This is a genomic window from Streptomyces sp. NPDC058051 (assembly GCF_042885475.1).
Classification (GTDB): domain Bacteria; phylum Actinomycetota; class Actinomycetes; order Streptomycetales; family Streptomycetaceae; genus Streptomyces.
Map to the genome: position 1 here is coordinate 129,275 of NZ_JBHVRW010000017.1, position 16,378 is coordinate 145,652.

Annotated in this window: 19 protein-coding genes and 1 pseudogene; 12 read left to right on the forward strand and 8 right to left on the reverse strand. The window is 70.8% G+C overall.

Going from position 1 to position 16,378, the window contains the following annotated elements; all coding sequences use genetic code 11:
• Positions 1-2: 2 nt before the first annotated feature.
• Positions 3-1,334, reverse strand: a complete 1,332-nt coding sequence (locus tag ACFVUT_RS25185) for an FG-GAP repeat domain-containing protein (protein WP_389654043.1) — start codon at positions 1,332-1,334, stop codon at positions 3-5.
• Positions 1,335-1,528: 194 nt separating this feature from the next.
• Positions 1,529-2,362, reverse strand: a complete 834-nt coding sequence (locus ACFVUT_RS25190; RefSeq protein WP_389654045.1) for an SDR family oxidoreductase — start codon at positions 2,360-2,362, stop codon at positions 1,529-1,531.
• Positions 2,363-2,430: 68 nt separating this feature from the next.
• Here ACFVUT_RS25190 and ACFVUT_RS25195 point away from each other — a divergent pair, with 68 nt between their 5' ends.
• Positions 2,431-3,039, forward strand: a complete 609-nt coding sequence (locus ACFVUT_RS25195; RefSeq protein ID WP_389654047.1) for a TetR/AcrR family transcriptional regulator — start codon at positions 2,431-2,433, stop codon at positions 3,037-3,039.
• A gap of 186 nt (positions 3,040-3,225) precedes the next feature.
• Here ACFVUT_RS25195 and ACFVUT_RS25200 read toward each other — a convergent pair whose 3' ends face one another.
• Positions 3,226-3,831, reverse strand: a complete 606-nt coding sequence (locus ACFVUT_RS25200; protein WP_389654049.1) for an NADPH-dependent FMN reductase — start codon at positions 3,829-3,831, stop codon at positions 3,226-3,228.
• A 114-nt stretch (positions 3,832-3,945) separates the two neighbouring features.
• On the opposite strand from ACFVUT_RS25200, the gene ACFVUT_RS25205 reads away from it, so the two are divergent.
• Complete coding sequence (locus ACFVUT_RS25205) at positions 3,946-4,782, forward strand: helix-turn-helix domain-containing protein (protein WP_389654051.1); 837 nt, start codon at positions 3,946-3,948, stop codon at positions 4,780-4,782.
• Between the two features lie 109 nt (positions 4,783-4,891).
• Here ACFVUT_RS25205 and ACFVUT_RS25210 read toward each other — a convergent pair whose 3' ends face one another.
• Positions 4,892-5,287, reverse strand: a complete 396-nt coding sequence (locus tag ACFVUT_RS25210; protein WP_389654053.1) for a VOC family protein — start codon at positions 5,285-5,287, stop codon at positions 4,892-4,894.
• Between the two features lie 45 nt (positions 5,288-5,332).
• Here ACFVUT_RS25210 and ACFVUT_RS25215 point away from each other — a divergent pair, with 45 nt between their 5' ends.
• Positions 5,333-6,133, forward strand: a complete 801-nt coding sequence (locus ACFVUT_RS25215; RefSeq protein WP_389654055.1) for a HEAT repeat domain-containing protein — start codon at positions 5,333-5,335, stop codon at positions 6,131-6,133.
• On the opposite strand, the pseudogene ACFVUT_RS25220 reads toward ACFVUT_RS25215, so the two are convergent.
• A pseudogene (locus ACFVUT_RS25220) lies at positions 6,130-6,540 on the reverse strand (ATP-binding protein); the annotation flags it as partial. The gene ACFVUT_RS25215 and the pseudogene ACFVUT_RS25220 overlap by 4 nt on opposite strands.
• A gap of 151 nt (positions 6,541-6,691) precedes the next feature.
• Between ACFVUT_RS25220 and ACFVUT_RS25225 the strand changes: the two are divergent.
• From ACFVUT_RS25225 to ACFVUT_RS25240, 4 genes are all read left to right on the forward strand, one after another.
• On the forward strand, positions 6,692-7,477 hold the full coding sequence (locus ACFVUT_RS25225; protein WP_389654131.1) for a Scr1 family TA system antitoxin-like transcriptional regulator: 786 nt from the start codon (positions 6,692-6,694) through the stop codon (positions 7,475-7,477).
• A complete protein-coding gene (locus tag ACFVUT_RS25230; RefSeq protein WP_389654057.1) occupies positions 7,474-7,788 on the forward strand; it encodes a DUF397 domain-containing protein in 315 nt (104 codons plus the stop codon). The genes ACFVUT_RS25225 and ACFVUT_RS25230 overlap by 4 nt, the downstream gene beginning before the upstream one ends.
• Positions 7,789-7,811: 23 nt before the next feature.
• A complete protein-coding gene (locus ACFVUT_RS25235; RefSeq protein WP_389654059.1) occupies positions 7,812-8,483 on the forward strand; it encodes a 1,4-alpha-glucan branching protein in 672 nt (223 codons plus the stop codon).
• A gap of 250 nt (positions 8,484-8,733) precedes the next feature.
• Complete coding sequence (locus ACFVUT_RS25240) at positions 8,734-9,525, forward strand: DUF4253 domain-containing protein (protein WP_389654061.1); 792 nt, start codon at positions 8,734-8,736, stop codon at positions 9,523-9,525.
• Positions 9,526-9,625: 100 nt separating this feature from the next.
• Here the strand turns inward: ACFVUT_RS25240 and ACFVUT_RS25245 are convergent, their stop codons facing one another.
• On the reverse strand, positions 9,626-10,177 hold the full coding sequence (locus ACFVUT_RS25245) for a YciI family protein (protein WP_389654063.1): 552 nt from the start codon (positions 10,175-10,177) through the stop codon (positions 9,626-9,628).
• A 304-nt stretch (positions 10,178-10,481) separates the two neighbouring features.
• Between ACFVUT_RS25245 and ACFVUT_RS25250 the strand changes: the two genes are divergently transcribed.
• Positions 10,482-10,712, forward strand: coding sequence for a hypothetical protein (locus ACFVUT_RS25250; protein WP_389654065.1), 231 nt, complete (start codon positions 10,482-10,484; stop codon positions 10,710-10,712).
• Positions 10,713-10,786: 74 nt separating this feature from the next.
• On the opposite strand, the gene ACFVUT_RS25255 is transcribed toward ACFVUT_RS25250, so the two are convergent.
• Positions 10,787-11,896, reverse strand: coding sequence for an epoxide hydrolase family protein (locus ACFVUT_RS25255; protein WP_389654067.1), 1,110 nt, complete (start codon positions 11,894-11,896; stop codon positions 10,787-10,789).
• Positions 11,897-12,255: 359 nt separating this feature from the next.
• Here ACFVUT_RS25255 and ACFVUT_RS25260 point away from each other — a divergent pair, with 359 nt between their 5' ends.
• From ACFVUT_RS25260 to ACFVUT_RS25270, 3 genes are all read left to right on the forward strand, one after another.
• Positions 12,256-13,110: a MarR family winged helix-turn-helix transcriptional regulator gene (locus tag ACFVUT_RS25260; RefSeq protein ID WP_389654069.1), complete on the forward strand. Its 855-nt coding sequence runs from the start codon at positions 12,256-12,258 to the stop codon at positions 13,108-13,110.
• A gap of 238 nt (positions 13,111-13,348) precedes the next feature.
• Positions 13,349-13,693, forward strand: coding sequence for a hypothetical protein (locus ACFVUT_RS25265; protein ID WP_389654071.1), 345 nt, complete (start codon positions 13,349-13,351; stop codon positions 13,691-13,693).
• Between the two features lie 166 nt (positions 13,694-13,859).
• The gene (locus ACFVUT_RS25270; protein WP_389654073.1) at positions 13,860-14,675 is read left to right on the forward strand and encodes a phosphotransferase; all 816 of its coding nucleotides are present in this window, start codon (positions 13,860-13,862) and stop codon (positions 14,673-14,675) included.
• A gap of 12 nt (positions 14,676-14,687) precedes the next feature.
• On the opposite strand, the gene ACFVUT_RS25275 is transcribed toward ACFVUT_RS25270, so the two are convergent.
• Complete coding sequence (locus tag ACFVUT_RS25275) at positions 14,688-15,278, reverse strand: TetR/AcrR family transcriptional regulator (protein ID WP_389654075.1); 591 nt, start codon at positions 15,276-15,278, stop codon at positions 14,688-14,690.
• A 91-nt stretch (positions 15,279-15,369) separates the two neighbouring features.
• Here ACFVUT_RS25275 and ACFVUT_RS25280 point away from each other — a divergent pair, with 91 nt between their 5' ends.
• Entirely contained in the window at positions 15,370-16,332 is a 963-nt protein-coding gene (locus ACFVUT_RS25280; protein ID WP_389654077.1) for an alpha/beta hydrolase, read from the forward strand.
• Positions 16,333-16,378: the final 46 nt, after the last annotated feature.

Genomic DNA, 16,378 nt, shown 5'->3' on the forward strand with positions numbered 1-16,378 from the left:
CCTCAGTCCTTGCCGGGGGCGACCGGGAAGGATGCCTCGTCGCGGTCCGTGCCGTCGGTGATCCACCATCGGTCCCGGCCGAGAAGGGCCAGTTCCGCGCGGCCGTCGCCGTCCCAGTCCTGGACGGTGAAGAGCGAGCCGTCGACGGGGCCGTCGTCACCCGGCACGGAACGCTCGGTGGCGCGCCAGGGCTTCGACCCGAGCCCGTGCTCGGAGCCGCCCCGCAGCACCTCGATCCGCGCGTCCCCCGTCTCCTTCTTCTTGGTGAGCTGTACGGCCAGGTCGTCGCAGCCGTCGCCGTTGAAGTCTCCGGCGGCGAGCCTGGTGCCGAAGCCCTCCTTGAAGTCGCCGCCATCCATGGTGACCCACTTCCCCGGCTGCTTCCCGTAGCGGACGCTGATCTGGCCGCGCCGGTGAGGTGTGTCGACCTCGTCGTAGCTGTCGACGAAGCTCCGGCCGATGGCGACGTCCTGCCGCCCGTCGCCGTCGAAGTCGCCGAAGACGACGTTCTCGCCCTCCGGCAGCCGCTCGGGCTCCTTGCTCAAGCCGCCGGCGGTACGGGCGCCGCCGGTGAACAGCAGGGGCGGATCCCACGGGGAGTCGTAGAGCACGAGATCGGTGGCGCGGTCGTCGTTCGCGTCCCCGGCGACCAGCACGGGTGACGCGCCCTCGTGGACCGGGCTGGGGATCTCCACGGTCCGGGCGGGAGCGCCGGAGCGCTGGAACGGTCCCTGGAGGACGACCAGTTCCTGATCCTCGTTCGAGGACCTGAAGACCGCGAGGTCGGTGTGGCCGTCCCCGTCGAAGTCGCCGGCGATCGGCGCGGTGAAGTATCCGCTGCCCGGCAGTGGGACGCGCCCGTGCGGTCCGCCGGCCCGGGGGCCCTTGGGGCCTCCCCACAGGATCTGGGCGGCTCCGCTGACGACGAGGTCGGCGTGGCCGTCCTCGTCCAGGTCGGCGACCGTGGGCTGCCACGGGTCGTCGCCCGTCTGGATGTCGTCCGGCACACCGAGGTCGTCGTAGGTGAGGACGGTCGTGCGGTCGTGGTCCGGACCGTGCTCGGAGCCGGGCACGACGATCACGTCGAAGTTCTCCGCGCCGGAGATCTCGTGCACCAGATCGACGAAGCCGTCCCCGTCGAGGTCGGGGGTCGCGGGCGTGTCCTCGCGTGCCGAATCGACCGGTCGGCACGGGCTGTTGGGCACCGAGCGCGCGCCGTCGGACGGGAGAAGGACGAGGTACGCCACCACCGCCACCACGACGAGGGAGGCCGGCACGGCGTGCCACATGCGCAGGTGGCGCAAGAACGGACCGTCTGCTGTCGGAAAGTGCATCAGCCCACTTCACGGGCGTGGACGCGGCCCGCACAAGAAAGCGGATCATTCTGTTACGGGGGTGATGCACGACTACGGGGGTGATGCACGACAGGACGTGTAGGACGTGTCACGTGACGCAGGGCGATTCCGCAGATTGATCACGGCTCGACACAGGCCCCAGCCCCCTGGCCGAGCCGCGAGCGGCCGTGCGGTCAGGGGCGGCCGAGCTGGATTCGGCCGCTGCGCAGGGCGGCGACCACGCCGCCGTCCACCAGCAGGTCGGCGCCGGTGACGAAGGACGCCTCGGAGCTCAGCAGGAAGGCGACGGCTGCGGCGATGTCGTCGGGCGTGCCGAGGCGGCCGGTGCCGGAGGCGTCGACCATGGCCCGCATCGAACCGCCGCTGCCGCCCTCAAGTTCCTGCCGGCCCATGGCGGTGGAGATCACGCCGGGGCTGATCGAGTTGACGCGCGCGCCACGCTCGCCCCATACCGCGCTGGCTTCACGCACCCGGATCTGATTGGCCAGCTTGGCGAAGCTGTAGGCCAGGGGCCCCATCGCCTCGGCATCGACGTAGGGCAGGTCCAGGAGTTCCTCGGCCGGAGTGCGGGCGAGTTCCTGGACCTGCTCGGCGCTCAGCTGGTTGGGGTACATGTAGGCCGACATGCTGGAGATCATCACGCCGGCGCCGCCGGAGGCCACCACCCGGCCGAACTCCTCCAGCACCAGCGCGGTGCCCACGAGGTCGACGTGCAGCACGGCCTCGGCCGACGCCTGCACGGGGGAGAGTCCGGCGGTGTGCACGACCTGCGTGACGGGGCCGGCCTCGGCGGCTGCGGCGGCGAGCGCGGCGACCGAAGCGCGCGAGGACACGTCGACGATCTGCGTCAGGACGTCGTGTCCCTGGTCGCGAAGCTCCCCGGCGACCGCCTTCAGCGCCTCCTCGTTGAAGTCCGCCAGCAGGAGCCGGTGCCCGGCGCCCTGCCGCCGAGCGGCCGCTTGGCCCATGCCGCCCGTACCGATCACCACGACCACGTCTGCACCCATGAGGCACCTCACCAGCTTTAGTTACGAAACGTTCCGTAACGATAACCGATGATCCGTAGGATGGCCTCATGCCCCAGGAACGATTGCGCGGCCGTCCCCGCGACGAGGCCACCGACCTGGCCATCCTGACCGCAGCCTGCGATCTCTTGCTCGACGACGGCTACGAGCGCCTCACGATGGAACGGGTGGCCACGCGCGCCGGCGTGGGCAAGCCGACCGTCTACCGGCGTTGGAGTTCCAAGGCCCACCTGGTCGGTGACGCCGTCCACCGGGTCTACTCCGAGGCTGCCGGCCGAGCGGACCAGGGCCCGGCCCACGCCGCGGGTGTGCGACGCGACCTCGCCGACTGGCTCCAGTCGTGCGCCGAGGTGGCCGCCGACCGGCGCACCGCCCCTCTCGTCCTGGCCCTGGTCGCAGCCGCCGCCGGAAGCCGTGCCGACGCCCAGTCGTTGTACGGAGCGTTGACGCGCGTCCAGCACGAGGCGGTGGTGCGGCGCCTGCGGGCGGGAGCGGCGGACGGGGAGCTGCGGCCGGACGCCGACTTCGAGGCGGTGGCCGACGCGTTGATCGGCTCCGTGCTATACCAGTTGCTCACCGACCGGACGTCCGGCTCCTCAAGCCGGGCGACAGCCCTGCTGGACGTCGTGCTCAACGGGCTCACCGAGGACCACCGCTGAGCGCCGGCCAGTAGCGGTACGGCCGGGATACGGGCCACAGGCGAGAGGTACCGACCAGCCCTGGCATCTCCAGCGCCCGTGGCAGGGGATACACGTGCTCCGCGGGGAAGAGCCGCTGTGCTTCCGCGGGGAAGAGCCGCTGTGCTTTGGTGGCGTGCCCACCGGAGTGCTCCCTCGCCGCCGCGCTCACGCCGGGTAGGGGGCGGCCTCGCGCGCCGACCGGAGCGCCCCCGCCCACCAGTCCAACTGGTCGAGCACGGTCTTGGCGTACCCGGGGGCCCCGGGGTCGAGCGGCTGACCGTCCTGCCACGCCGTGAAGTAGTTCGGGAAGGCGAGGCCGTCGCGAATCGTCACCGCGTGCAGTTCGGTCAGCACGTTCTCCAGGTGCAGCACCGCGTGGCGGCCCCCGGCCGCTCCCCCGTAGCTGACGAAGGCGACGGGCTTGGCCGTCCACTGGGTGAAGTGCCAGTCGATGGCGGCCTTCAACGACGCGGGATAGCTGTGGTTGTACTCCGGGGTGACCACGACGAACGCGTCGGCGCTCTCCAGCGCCGCTGTCAGTGCCGCCATCCCGGCCGGACGGGGATACGCGTCACCGGCGTACTTCGGCGAGGCCGCGGGCAGCACCAACGGGACCTCTGTCTCGGCGAGATCGACCACGTCCACGTCGAAACCGCCATGCGTACGGGCCTGTTCGGCGACCCACGAGGACACCGCCGGCCCGAACCGCGCTTCGCGGACGCTTCCGACGATGATCACCAGCTTGTGCTTGTGCTTGTTCTTGTTCTCCATGCCCCTCACGATCGGCCCGTTCCGTGGCCGCAACCAGACCGTGCCGAGGCTGGCCCCCGCAGGGCCACCCTCGGCACTCCACGACCGGCCGGACGTCGCCCTATCCTCGGGGGCATGGGTACGCCGCTGGGGGACTTCATCCGGGCCAAGCGCGACAGCATCCAGCCGGCCTCGCTGGGACTGCCGGATCGCGGACGCCGCCGGTCACCGGGGCTGCGGCGCTCGGAGCTCGCCACACGGGCCGGCATCAGCGTCGAATACCTGACCCGCCTGGAACAGGGCCGTGACCGCAATCCCTCGGTGGCGGTGGTGAACGCGCTCGCCGACGCTCTCAGCCTCGACCCCTCGGAGCGCAGCCACCTGCGCTACCTGGCGAAGATCACCGGCGGAGTGTGTGTCGACCACCCCGAGCCCGCACCGCCGCGCCGGGACGTCCGTCCGACCGTCCTGAAGACCCTCCGGCTCCTTGAGCCCGGCATCGCCCTGGTGACCAACCGGCTGGGCGATGTCCTCGCCCACACCGACGGATACGCGTCGGTGACGAGCGGAACCGGACTGCTCGACGCCGACCACCCGAACCTCACCCGCTACGTCTTCACGGACCCCCGCGCCCGGACGTTCTTCGCCGACTGGGACGACGTCGCGGACGAGCAGGCATTCCACCTGTGGCTCGGACCGTCCGTCGAGACCTCCGCGTGGTTCACCGCGGAACTCGCCCCCCTCGCCGGACCCGACTTCACCGCGCGCCTGAACCGTCACGTGGTTCCGCGACGGGACGTCCTGCGGCTCCACCACCCGTCCGGCTGCGCTCTTCACCTGCACCGCGAAACACTCGAACTCCCCGCGGACGCCCAACAACTGGTCGTCCTCCTCCCCGCGGACGAGAGCACGGCCCAGGCCGTCGACCGACTCCGCCGCAGGCCCCACGGCCGGCTCCGGGCCATCTCGTAACCCGCACCACTCCCGTACCGCGGCCCGGAGTTGCCCCGGAGTTGCGCCGGAGTCGAGCCCGGACACGGACTCCGCAGGAGCCGGCCTCCGCCAAGCCCGGGGAAAGCCCTCAGATGCTCGGTGCCAGGGTGCGCAGGACGCAGAACTCGTTGCCCTCGGGGTCGGCCATGACCACCCAGCTCCGGTCCGGGCCCTGGCCCACATCCGCCCGGGTGGCGCCGAGGCCGAGCAGTCTGGTCACCTCGTCGTCGGTGCTGCCGTCGATCGGGCTGACGTCGAGGTGAAGCCGGTTCTTCACGGTTCTGGCCTCGGGCACCCGGATGAACACCAGGGTGGGCGGCATCTGACGGGCCCGAACCTCCTCGACGGTCGGCACCCAGGATCCGATCTCGACCTTGCCCTCGTTCCGCTCGATCACCGTGAAGTCCAGGACCTCGCACCAGAAGGCCGCAAGCCTCTCCGGATCGTGGCAGTCAACGGCCACCTCGGTGAACCTGCTTGTCATATCTCCCCCAGATGATGTCGACGGGACAGCCCCTAGCATCGCCGCATGGCGATGTTCGTGCACCTGACCCCCATGGCGAACGCGGCGCGGATCCGCCGTTCCGGGATACGGGCGAGCAGTCACGGCCGCGACGCCACACGCTCACGCGGCCTGTACTGCTTCCCCGTCCTCCCCTCGTACACCCTCACCCACCAGTGGTTGCGCGAACTGGCCCGGCACGGCGGCCCCCGCGGTCTCGTCGCCGTACACCTGCGGCTGCCCGACGACGAACCCGTCACCCTGGGCCACTACAACCACGACCCCATGGCCGTCACGGCAGCCGAGGCCGTCCGCCGCACCGCCGCCCTGACCGACCCGCGCGGCTGGGAGGTGTTCGTCCCGCGTGCGGTCACCCGGCGCGAGGTGCACCGCGTCCGTGCCGTCCGGCAGGTCAACGGCTGGCGCTACTCGCCCGACTCCCACGGCACGGCGCCCTGCACCTGCTTCGGTTGCCGGGTACGCGGCGAGTACGGCTCACAGCGCCTGCGCCGCCGCCGGCCGCACCCCCTCGACGGCCCCGCGCCCGCCGCCCCCGTCCTCCTCCGCCGGATCGCCGCAGCGGGCACCCCCGGCGATCCCGCACAACTGACCGACGCCCTCCACTGGTTCGGCATGCGCCGACGCGGTCCGGTCGGCCAACTGGCCCACCTTGCCGATCATCCGGACCCACAGGTCCGGGAAGCACTCGTCTGGGCCGTCGCCGGCTGGTCGACACCGGGTGTCGCCGCGCTCCTCGGCCGACTCTCCCAGGACCCGGACCCGGACGTCCGGGACGCCGTCGAGTCCACGGCACCCGAGCGGCCCTGAGCGAACGCGCACCACACGATCTTGCCGGGATTCCGCTCCCCGACGCCCCAGCGGTCTGCGGTCGCCGCCACCAGCAACAGCCCCCGCCCCGACTCCCCGTCCGGCTCCCGCAACGCCTGCTCCCGCACAGCCGGTTGCCCGCCGCCGCTGTCGTGCACCTCGACCCGCAGCGACGCCCCGCCCTCCCCCAACAACAGCCGCACCAGATACCCGCGCCCCGGCGGCACCCCGTGCAGCAGCGCGTTGGTGGCCAGCTCGCTCACACAGAGCAGTACGTCGTCCAGCCGCGCACCGAACCCCCAGTCGGTGACAGCCCCTCGCACGAACTCCCGCGCCGCAGAGACGGACCGGCGTTCGCGCCGGTAGAACCGCTCGCGCAGCAAAGAGAGTTGCATCGTCTCGTTCATGGGACGAGAGTCACACTGCGTGACTACGCTGCCGCAGTATGCGCACCCGTACAGATTTCTTGTACGGGTCGTGCGCGCGTGACGTACGCATGTAGGTGGGAGTTCGATCCGTATGCACCCCAGGAAGCGGCAGCGCAAGAACGCGTCGGCAATGAAACTCGTGGGCAAGCTGGTCGGCGTGTTCCGCGTCGCGGCGGGCCTGACCCAGGCCCAGCTCGCGGGCCTGGTCGGCCACCAGGTGGAGACGATCGCCTCCATCGAGCAGGGCCGACGCGCACTGCTGCCGGAACTGGCCCGCACGATGGACCAGTTGCTCGACACCAAAGGCGCGCTGGAAACGGCGGTGGGCAACCTGCCGGAGGTGGACCTCGTCCCGGCGTGGGCGGAGCAGTACCTGGACCTGGAGCGGGAAGCCCTGGCCCTTTCCTGGTACGACAACCAGGTGCTCCCCGGACTTCTCCAGACGGCGCCGTATGCCCGAGCCGTCTTCCGCAACCGGGTTCCCGTCTTCAGTGAGGACGAGATCGCCCTCCAGACGACGGCCCGCATCGAGCGCCAGGAGATTCTGCACCGCCCCTCGCCGCCGACCATCAGCTTCGTCGTCTGGGAGCCGGTCCTGATGCTCCAGCTCCTCGACGCCGAGAGGCATGCGGAGCAACTGCGCCACCTTCGGACATGCGCCGCGCTCCCCGGCATCTGCCTCCAGGCCCTGCCCCTGAACAGCCGCACCCACGCGGGGCTCGCCGGCCCCTTCACCCTGCTGGAGACTCCGGACTACCAGCATGTCTCCTTCTCCGAGACACAGCGCGGCAGTGTGCTCGTCTCCGACCCCGACGAGGTCAGCATCCTCGCCCAGAAATATGCGATGCTGCGAGCCCAGGCCCTCAGTCCCGAAGACACCGTGGGCCTGTTGGACCGTCTGCTGGGAGAGCTATGAGCAGCACCGCACTTGAGTGGTTCAAGTCCAGCTACAGCAGCGACGAGGGCGGGCAGTGCCTCGAAGTCGCCTACGAGTGGCGCAAGTCGAGCTACAGCAGCGACGAGGGCGGTGCCTGCCTGGAGGTCGCCTACGACTGGCAGAAGTCGAGTCACAGCGGCAGCGAGGGCGGCGCATGCGTCGAGGTCGCCGCTCACACCGCCGCCGTCCACATCCGCGACTCCAAGAACCCCGGCGGCCCCATGCTCACCGTCGCCCCGGCCGCCTGGGCGGCCTTCGCCGGCTTCGCCGCCGACCGGCGTCTCGTCTGAGCCCACGGAGGGATAGCACCACCATGTCCGTCATCCACCGCACCACCCTCACGCCCACCAAGCTCGAACTGCTCACCGCCTGGCTGCCCGAGCAGCCCTGGTACCGCGGCAAGGCCGGGCAGCGCCCCGAGTTGGTGAAGTCCGGCGGGTTCCGGCTGGACGACCCGGAGGGCGAGGTCGGCATCGAGTTCATGGCGGCCACCGACACCTCGGGCGACCACCCGGTCACGTACCACGTGCCGTTCACCTACCGCGCCGCACCGATGCCGGGCGCCGACGAAGCGCTCATCGGCACCACCGAGCACGGCGTGCTGGGACAGCGGTGGGTGTACGACGGGACACGTGACCCGGTCCTCGTCGCCCAGTTGTTCGCGCTGTTCGTCGGCGAGGCCGAGCCGCAGATGCAGAGCATCAGCGACACCCCCGACCCGTCCGTCACCGCCCGGTTCACCGAGTCCGGCGTGAAGGCGGCGATCGCCTCCACGACCGCGACCGACGACCCGGACGGCACGGATCTCCTCGTGGAGACGGCCTCCGACGGCCGCAGGCTGACCCTCCACATCCCTCGCGTTCTCCGGCCCGGCAAGGACACGGCGGAGCCGTCGGCACCGCTGGGAGACATCACGGCGGGCTGGCCCCTGCCCGACGGCACGACGGCACGCGCCGTGTTCGCCACCGTTCACGCACGCCCGTAGCCCCGGTCCGTAATCCAGGAGGACGGGGCGGCGGACCCGTAGCGGCGACCCCGTGACCGGACGGGCCGGACGTACGGGCTGGACGTACGGGCCGGACGGGCTGCGCCCTCGCGCGGGCGTGAGAGCGCGCGGGCGTGAGAGCGCGCGGGCGTGAGAGCGCGCGGGCGTGAGAGCGCGCGGGCGTGAGAGCGCGCGGGCATACGGGCCGAACCGCGTCCCGTTGTCAGTGGCCGCGTCTAGAGTCACGACCATGGCGACGCTCCCGAACCCGCTCCCGTCCCTGGCCACGTCAGGGCTCCGACTTCCGCCCGGATCGCTGGTGGACGCGACGCTCGACGGCCCCTGGCACGAACCACTGCTCTGGGTGGCCGACGAGCCCGCGTCCCCGGGGACATGGGAGGAACTGCGCACGGCCGGACGGGCGGTGGGTCTGCTTCCCGTGCTGATCGACGGCGGTCGGCTCGACCAGTGGCCCGAAGCCTGGGATCTGATCCCGGACAGCACGTCGTACCCCGGCGACCACACCGCCGAGGACGTGCTCGGCGCGTACTGGGCGGAGTACGCATCCGACGAATTGGACACCGCGAGCGGCGAGTTCCCCGGCCTGGCACCCACTCCGTCCGTCGAGGGTGCGCGCTCCCCCGACGATCTGGCGGCCGAGTTCGCGGACGAGAGCACCGGTCCGGGCGCCTGGTTCCCCGGCTCGCGGGCGGCGCTCGTCCCGGCCCGTCGCAGTGCGGACATACCGGCGGCGATCGGCTGGTCGGGACCGCTCAACTACGAGGAGGACGTGGCACGGCTCTGCGCGGTGCTCCGCTCCTGGGAGGACCGCTTCGGCATACGGGTGGTGGTGCTGGGCTTCGACACCCTGACCGTCTCCGTCGCACGACCGCCCACCACCCCCGCCGAAGCACGGGCGGTCGCTGCCGAACACCTCGCGTTCTGCCCGGACAACCTCGACCAGGGCCCGCACCCCGATCTGGACACCTACGCCGAGAAGATGATCCTGAACCAGGAGATCTGGTCGTTCTGGTGGGACTGAGCGACTGAGCTCGCGTGCCGGCCCCGCACACGTCCGCCGGCTGCGTACCGGGCACGGACCGGGGCCGCACGAAGGGCCGCATCGGCCGGACGTCGTCGGGTCATGACGACCGGCCACCGAACTGCCAGTTGTGCACCTCGATGTCGGCGTACCGGTCCGAGGTCAGTACGGCGCGTGCCGTCTCCGGGTCCGGCGCCCGGAGCAACACCGCCGTGCCGAGCCAGGTGGCGCCGTCGTCGGACAACAGCGGGCCGTAGGCGATCAGCTCGTCCCGGTCGGCTGCCACGGCGAGATCGGCGCCCTGCCCCGTGCCGAGGCCGAGCACCAGATACCGGTTGCCACCGGTCCGGCCACCGGGAAAGTCCCACATGGTGCGTCCCAGCACGTTGTTCCACCGCCGCAGCAGCACGTCCCGGTAGACGCCGGCCTGGTAACCCGGCTCCTCGAAGGCGAACGTGCGGGCAGCGGCGGGATCCGGCAGGTCGACGATGTGCAGGCTGCCTGTGGGTGCGTCGCCGTCGCCGGTGAGGGTCGGGCCCCGGGCGATCATTTCCTTCGCGTACTGGTCCATGTAGGACCAGTGCTCTTCCAGCAGCTCGTCCCGCAGGGGCAGGGAGCCGGGCCGGTCGCGGTGATAGCAGAGAAACTCCATGCCCATATGGTCTCTTCAAGCAGGTGCCCCGGTCGAGTGGCTTTCACCGCGCCGGCCGCTCGGCAACCTCGTCAACCTCAGCCAGAAGCACGCGTGCCGAGTCCGCGTAGCGGATAGCTGCCGTGAAGCCCCGGATGATGCCGGTCCGCTCGACTCACCGCACAGCACGGTCTCAGTCCTCGTCCGGGTCGCGCCGCCGGGGCCGGGCGGCAGCGATGACGACGACCGGCGCAGGGCATGCCGTCGGCTGCTCGGGCACACCGGAACGAGAGTTCAAGGATTGCGCAACTGTTAAAATATTTTCATGGATGCAGATGAGGCGACAGTCTGGGAGGCCGCCGTGCTCGACGGAGGCCCCGCAACCGGACTGCGGACGAGGGTCACGGGCCGGCCGGGAGTGCTGCAAGTGACCTACCCCTGCGAGATGGGCGCTTCACCGGGTGGCGTGCAGGTGGAGGCGCTGTACGTGTACCGCCGCGACTATCGCGTACAGCGCGAGCCGCTGCGGTACCGCTTCGACGCGGCCAGCCCCTGACACCTGCGCGGGGTGGACGCCGGGACCGGACCGGGTGCGCCGAGGACGCATCGCCGACGCGGCCCGGATCGCGCTCAGCGGGTGGCGGCCCGGTGGTCGGACGCGGTGCGGGCGAGGAAGAAGTCCCGGACGTCCTGGGCAAGCAGTTCCGGCACCTCCATCGCGGCGAAGTGGCCGCCGCGCTCGAACTCCGACCAGTGCCGGATGTCGTACAGCCGCTCGGCCAGCGGTCGCACCGACTGCGTGATGTCGTGCGCGAACACCGCGACGCCGAGCGGCACCGGGCACGGTGGCTGGACCCCGCGCGGCGCGTCGTGGTGCAGCCGCGCCGAGGAAGCCGCGGTGCCGGTCAGCCAGTACAGCGAGATGTCGGTGAGCATCCGCTCATCACTGACCGGCGTCCCGGGGTCCGTCCACTGCGCGAATCGCTCGGCGATCCAGGCCAGTTGACCGACCGGCGAGTCGGTCAGCGCGTAGCCGATGGTCTGCGGGGTGAGGGCCTGCAGAGCCTGGTACGGCGGACGGTTCGCCATCAGCTGCCTGACCTTGTCCAGCCGGGCTTCGTCCGTCGCGGACAGTTCGACGCCGGCGTCCGGGACCGGCCGGGTCGGCAGATAATTGACGTGTACGCCGACGACCTGCTCGGGTGCCACCGCGCCGAGCGCCGTCGAGATGCCCGAGCCGAAGTCGCCGCCCTGCGCGCCGTAGCGCTCGTACCCGAGACGGCGCATCAGCTCGGCCCAGGCCCGCGCGACCCGGACGACGTCCCAGCCGCGCTCATGGGTCGGCCCGGAGAAGCCGTAGCCCGGGATGGACGGAATCACCAGGTGGAAGTCGCGCGACAGCGGCTCGATCACGTCGAGGAACTCCAGGAACGAACCGGGCCAGCCATGGGTGAGGACCAGCGCCAGTGCGTCCGGCTTCGAGCACCGGACATGGACGAAGTGGACGTTCTGGCCGTCGATCTCGGTGATGAAGTGCGGAAGTTCATTGAGTTCGGCCTCGTGCTCACGCCAGTCGTAGCCGGTGCGCCAGTACGCGACCAGCTCCTTGAGCCGCGCCAGCGGGAAGCCGTAGTCCCACCCGGCGTCGGCGACCTCGTTGGGCCAACGGGTGCGGTCGAGACGGTCGTTCAGGTCGTCGAGGTCGGCTTGGGGGATGTCGATGCGGAACGGCTTGATCACGGTCGTGACTCCAGGGGGTCGTTCGGCGCCCACATGTCTGCAACGTCCGGGAGGACGGCGCCGGTGAGAGGAGGTGATGACGGTTCAGCCGGTGGCGATGGACCGGCCGATGGCGTGCGGTCGAGACCCGGGGGCCTGACGGCCGACGGCCGACGGACCCGGTCCGGTTCAGGTCTGGTCCGGTTCAGGTCTGGTCTGGTCTGGTCCGGTTCGGTTCGGTTCGGGTCCGGTCTCTGCGGTGAGTTCGCGCTGGACTTTAGATCCGCGCTTCGACAACCGTCAACAGTCCAACCATTTTGAGGGCAACCATCATCGGGGGAACTATCAGCCTGTTAGCATCACGCCAGGAGGTGGAGCCCGTGCCCGACCGGATGAGCGACGTCGTCGACGACGAATCCGGACCGCTGCATGCGACCACCGGTCACCTGATGCGCCGCGTGTTCACCGCCATCACCGCTCATGCCGTGCAGGACGGGCCGCAGTCACGCGAGTTCGTGGTGCTCGACATCCTCGCCGACGAAGACGCCCCCTCACAGCAGGACCTCGCCCACCGGCTCGGCATCAACCGCACGATCATGGTCAGGCTGCTCGACCGGCTCCAGGCGGCGGGCCATGTCACCCGCACCCGCAACCCGGCCAACCGCCGCACCTACGTGCTGTCGCTGACCGAAGCGGGCCGTACCGCCCTGGACGGCATGCGCCGCGTCGTCACCGCCCGGGACGCCCGGCTCACCGGCGCGCTCACCAGCCCCGAACGGCAGCGCCTCACCACGCTGCTGACCGCACTCGTCGCCGACGACGGGCCCTCCTCCATCCACAGCGTCGAGCACCTGATCGCCCAGGCCCACTACCGACTGCGCCGCCTCGGGGACCACCGGCTCGCGGCATACGGCCTGCGCACCCGCCACTTCGCCCTGCTGCCCGCCCTGGACCGGCTCGCCCCCTGCCCGCAGGAGCAACTGGCCCGCTACCTGCACCTGACCGAACCGGCCACCGCGTCGCTCATCGAGGAACTGGTGCGGGCCGGCATCGTCTCCCGCGGCCAGGACCCGCACGACCGACGCCGCTACGCCTTGCAGCTCACCGACCTCGGCCGCGCCCGCATCCCGGTCGCGCGTGAAGCCGTGGAGAGCATGGAGCGCGACATCGACGACATCCTCGGCCCCGACGGCGCCCAGGAGCTCCGCACCCTTCTCACCAAGCTCCTGCCGTAGAGCCGTAGACCTGGGGAGCCGTAGAGCTGGAGAGCTGGAGAGCTGGAGAGCGGAAAAGCTGGAGAGCGGATCGGCCCGCACCGTGTGCGCGGTGCCGCCCTCGTCGCAGACTTCCACAGCGGTGGCGCTGAGCGGCTGGGGGCTGAGCGGCTGAGGCTGTGCGGCTGGGGGCTGGGGGCTGTGCGGCTGAGTACGACAACTCATGTGGCCGCCCCGGCAATCGAGTTGACTCGTACACATGCCCGAAGACGTTGTGTCGCCCCGCCCGCCGCGCCCCTGGATCGCCTCACTGATCTCCACGGTCGTGACACTCCCGCTCGCCTTCTTCGCCCTGGTATTCGGCTCGCTCTCGCCGATGGCGTGCGACTCGTGCTCCGAGGCCGACGCCCACCGGTTCGACTCCAGCTTCGATCCCGCGTGGACGGTGCTCACTTGGGGCCTGGTGCTCGCACTGGTCGTCATGGTCGCGAGTTGGGCGTTCAGCCGAAGCCGCCCGCCGATCGCGATCGCCCTCGCCGCGGCCGCACCCGGCACCGTGTTCTTCGCGTGGGTGGTGTTCATGACCCTCGTCGACTGGCCCTGAGCCCTCGGCAGGCAACACCGCGCACCCGCCAGGGATTACGGGACAGCACTTGGCCTGATCTTCAACCTTGAGGTGAGCGACCGAGTCCGAAGCCCATGGCGAGGCCGTCCCCAGCCCCTTTCGAGACCGTCCCCCACAGGGCCGACCTGACGCTAGCCTGATCGACATGACAGCTGAGGGCGAGGGGACAGAGGGCGAAGCGCTGGTCGGTGGCATGGTGAATGCGGGCGCGGTCTTCCGCCACGGCGCCCTGGTGGAACGCCCGGCACCACGTACCGCACACGCCCTCCACACCTACCTCCTCGCGCTCGAAGCCCGCGGCTTCGACGCCGCTCCGACGCCCGTCCGTCTCACCGAGGACGGCCGCGAGCAGCTGACGTTCATTCCTGGCGACGTCGCTCTGCCACCGTTTCCGCACTGGGCGATGACAGAGACCGCGCTGAGATCGGTGGGAAGCCTGCTGCGGCGTCTGCACGAGGCCAGTGCGTCCATCGCGGTCGACACATCCGTCGAGTGGCCCCGGGCCCTGTCCGACCCGGAGGGGGGAACGATGCTGTGCCACAACGATGTGTGCCCGGACAACGTCGTCTTCCGCGACGGCCGTGCCGCCGCCCTGATCGATTTCGACCTGGCGGCACCCGGCCGACCGCTGTGGGACGTCGCCATGACCGCCCGCTACTGGATTCCCATGACCGATCCCGCGTCCGCGACAGCTCTCTATCCCCCAGGGCTGGATGTTCCGACGCGACTGCGGATCCTCGCCGAGAGCTACGGCCTCTCCCCCGAGGAACGCGCCGAGTTGCCCGGCGTCATCGAACAGGCCACCGCATCCTGTCGGGCCTTCGTCGCCGACCGAGTGGCCGACGGTGACCCCGTCTACACCGAGGCGCTGTCCGAGCGCGGTGGTTGGCAGCGTTGGGACCGCGCGCAGGAGTGGCTGACGGCTCACCGCGAGACGTTCACCGCTGCCCTGCTGGACTGACAGGGACAGAGGTCAACGAACAGGCCGAGCCGGGCCGGGGCCGTCGGTGAAGTGCGGCAGGACCATCTCGACCAGGGCGGCGACGTCGGCATCGACCATCGGCACGCCGGTCATGCCCATCCGGTGGAGCAGGGCTCCGACCACGACGTCGATGAAGAACAGGACCCGGCTCTCCGGCTCGCCGAGCGCATCCTGGAGCGCGAGCCGGTACGGGTCCTGCAACCGCGCGGACAGGATCTCGCGCAGGGCCGGATCGCTGACGGCGTCACTGAACACACCGGCGAACGCGTCACCCACCCCGGGCTCACCGATCTTTCCCGCGATCCAGCGAATGGCCGAGGACATGAGCTCGGCCCGGCCGACGCCCTCCTCCAGCGGCACCGGGCCGAACGCGTCCAGGAGGCAGTCCACGATCAGCTCGCCCTTCGACGGCCAGCGCCGGTAGACCGTCGACTTCGCGACGCCGGCCACCGCGGCGATGCGCTCGACGGTGGCGCGCGCGTAGCCGAGTTCGTGGACCGTACTCAGCGTCGCGGCGAAGACCACGGCGTTGACGCCGGCGCGCGGGCGACCGGGCGGTCTGGCGGATGTGGTCGAAGGCATGGCGACACGATACCTGATTCCGCTACCTTAGGTTTCGATACCTTGGGTAGCGATACTTGAGGTAGCGAAACTCTCTGAGCGAGGAGAAGACATGAGTGAGCTCACTGCCGCGGGACGGCCGCCGGAGCCGAACTGGCAGACGATCACGGCCGAGGAGCTGGTCGCCTATCGCGAGGCGGAGAACCGGTTCCGGGCGTCCGACGCGGTGCGGGCGATCACCGGGGATCCGGATCCCGGCGCAACGATCGGGTGGCAGACGGTGGCGCTGCCCGGCCGCGAGCTCCCGGTCCGGGTGTACCGGCCGTCAGCCGGGCGAGACGGCCGGGGTGCCGATGGGGCCGGTCTGCCCCTCGTGCTGCATGTGCACGGTGGGGCGTTCGTGGGCACGGCGGTGCAGAGCGACTGGGTCAACAGCCACCTGGCCGCCCACCTGCCCGCACTCGTCGTCTCGGTCGAGCACCGCCTCCTCGCCCCGGACAGCCCGATGGCGGCAGCCGTCGACGACGGCTGGGACGTGCTCCAGCACGTGGTGCGGCAGGCCGCACCATGGGGCATCGACCCGGCGAGGATCGCCGTCTTCGGCGAGAGCGGCGGCGCGTTGGTCTGCGCCCTGGCCGCGATCCGGGCCCGGGAGACCGGCCTGCGTCTCCAGGCGCAGGTGCTGGTGAACCCCGCTGTCGATGTGACCGGGACGATGCTCGATCACGCCTCGGCCACCGAGTACGCCCACACCCCGACCCTCGCCGTGCCGCATCTGCAACTGGTCCAGCGACTCGCCGTTCCACCGGGAGGCGACCCCCGCGCGCTCTCTCCGCTGTACGCCGACAACCTGAACGGGCTGGCCCCGGCGCTCGTGGTGGTGCCGACCCACGACCCGATAGCCGATCACGGCCGCCGCTACGCCGAACGACTGCAAGCGGCCGGGACACCCGCGCGGCTCACCGAACACCCCGGAGCGGGGCACGGGTTCCTCAGCACACCCGGCCTGGCACCTCAGGCCGAGGCCGCACGGGCGGAGATCCTCGCATTCCTCCGGGCCTCCCTCACCGCGTGAGGCGCGGAAGAAGGCACCGCGATGACGAAGACACGGAAGACACGGG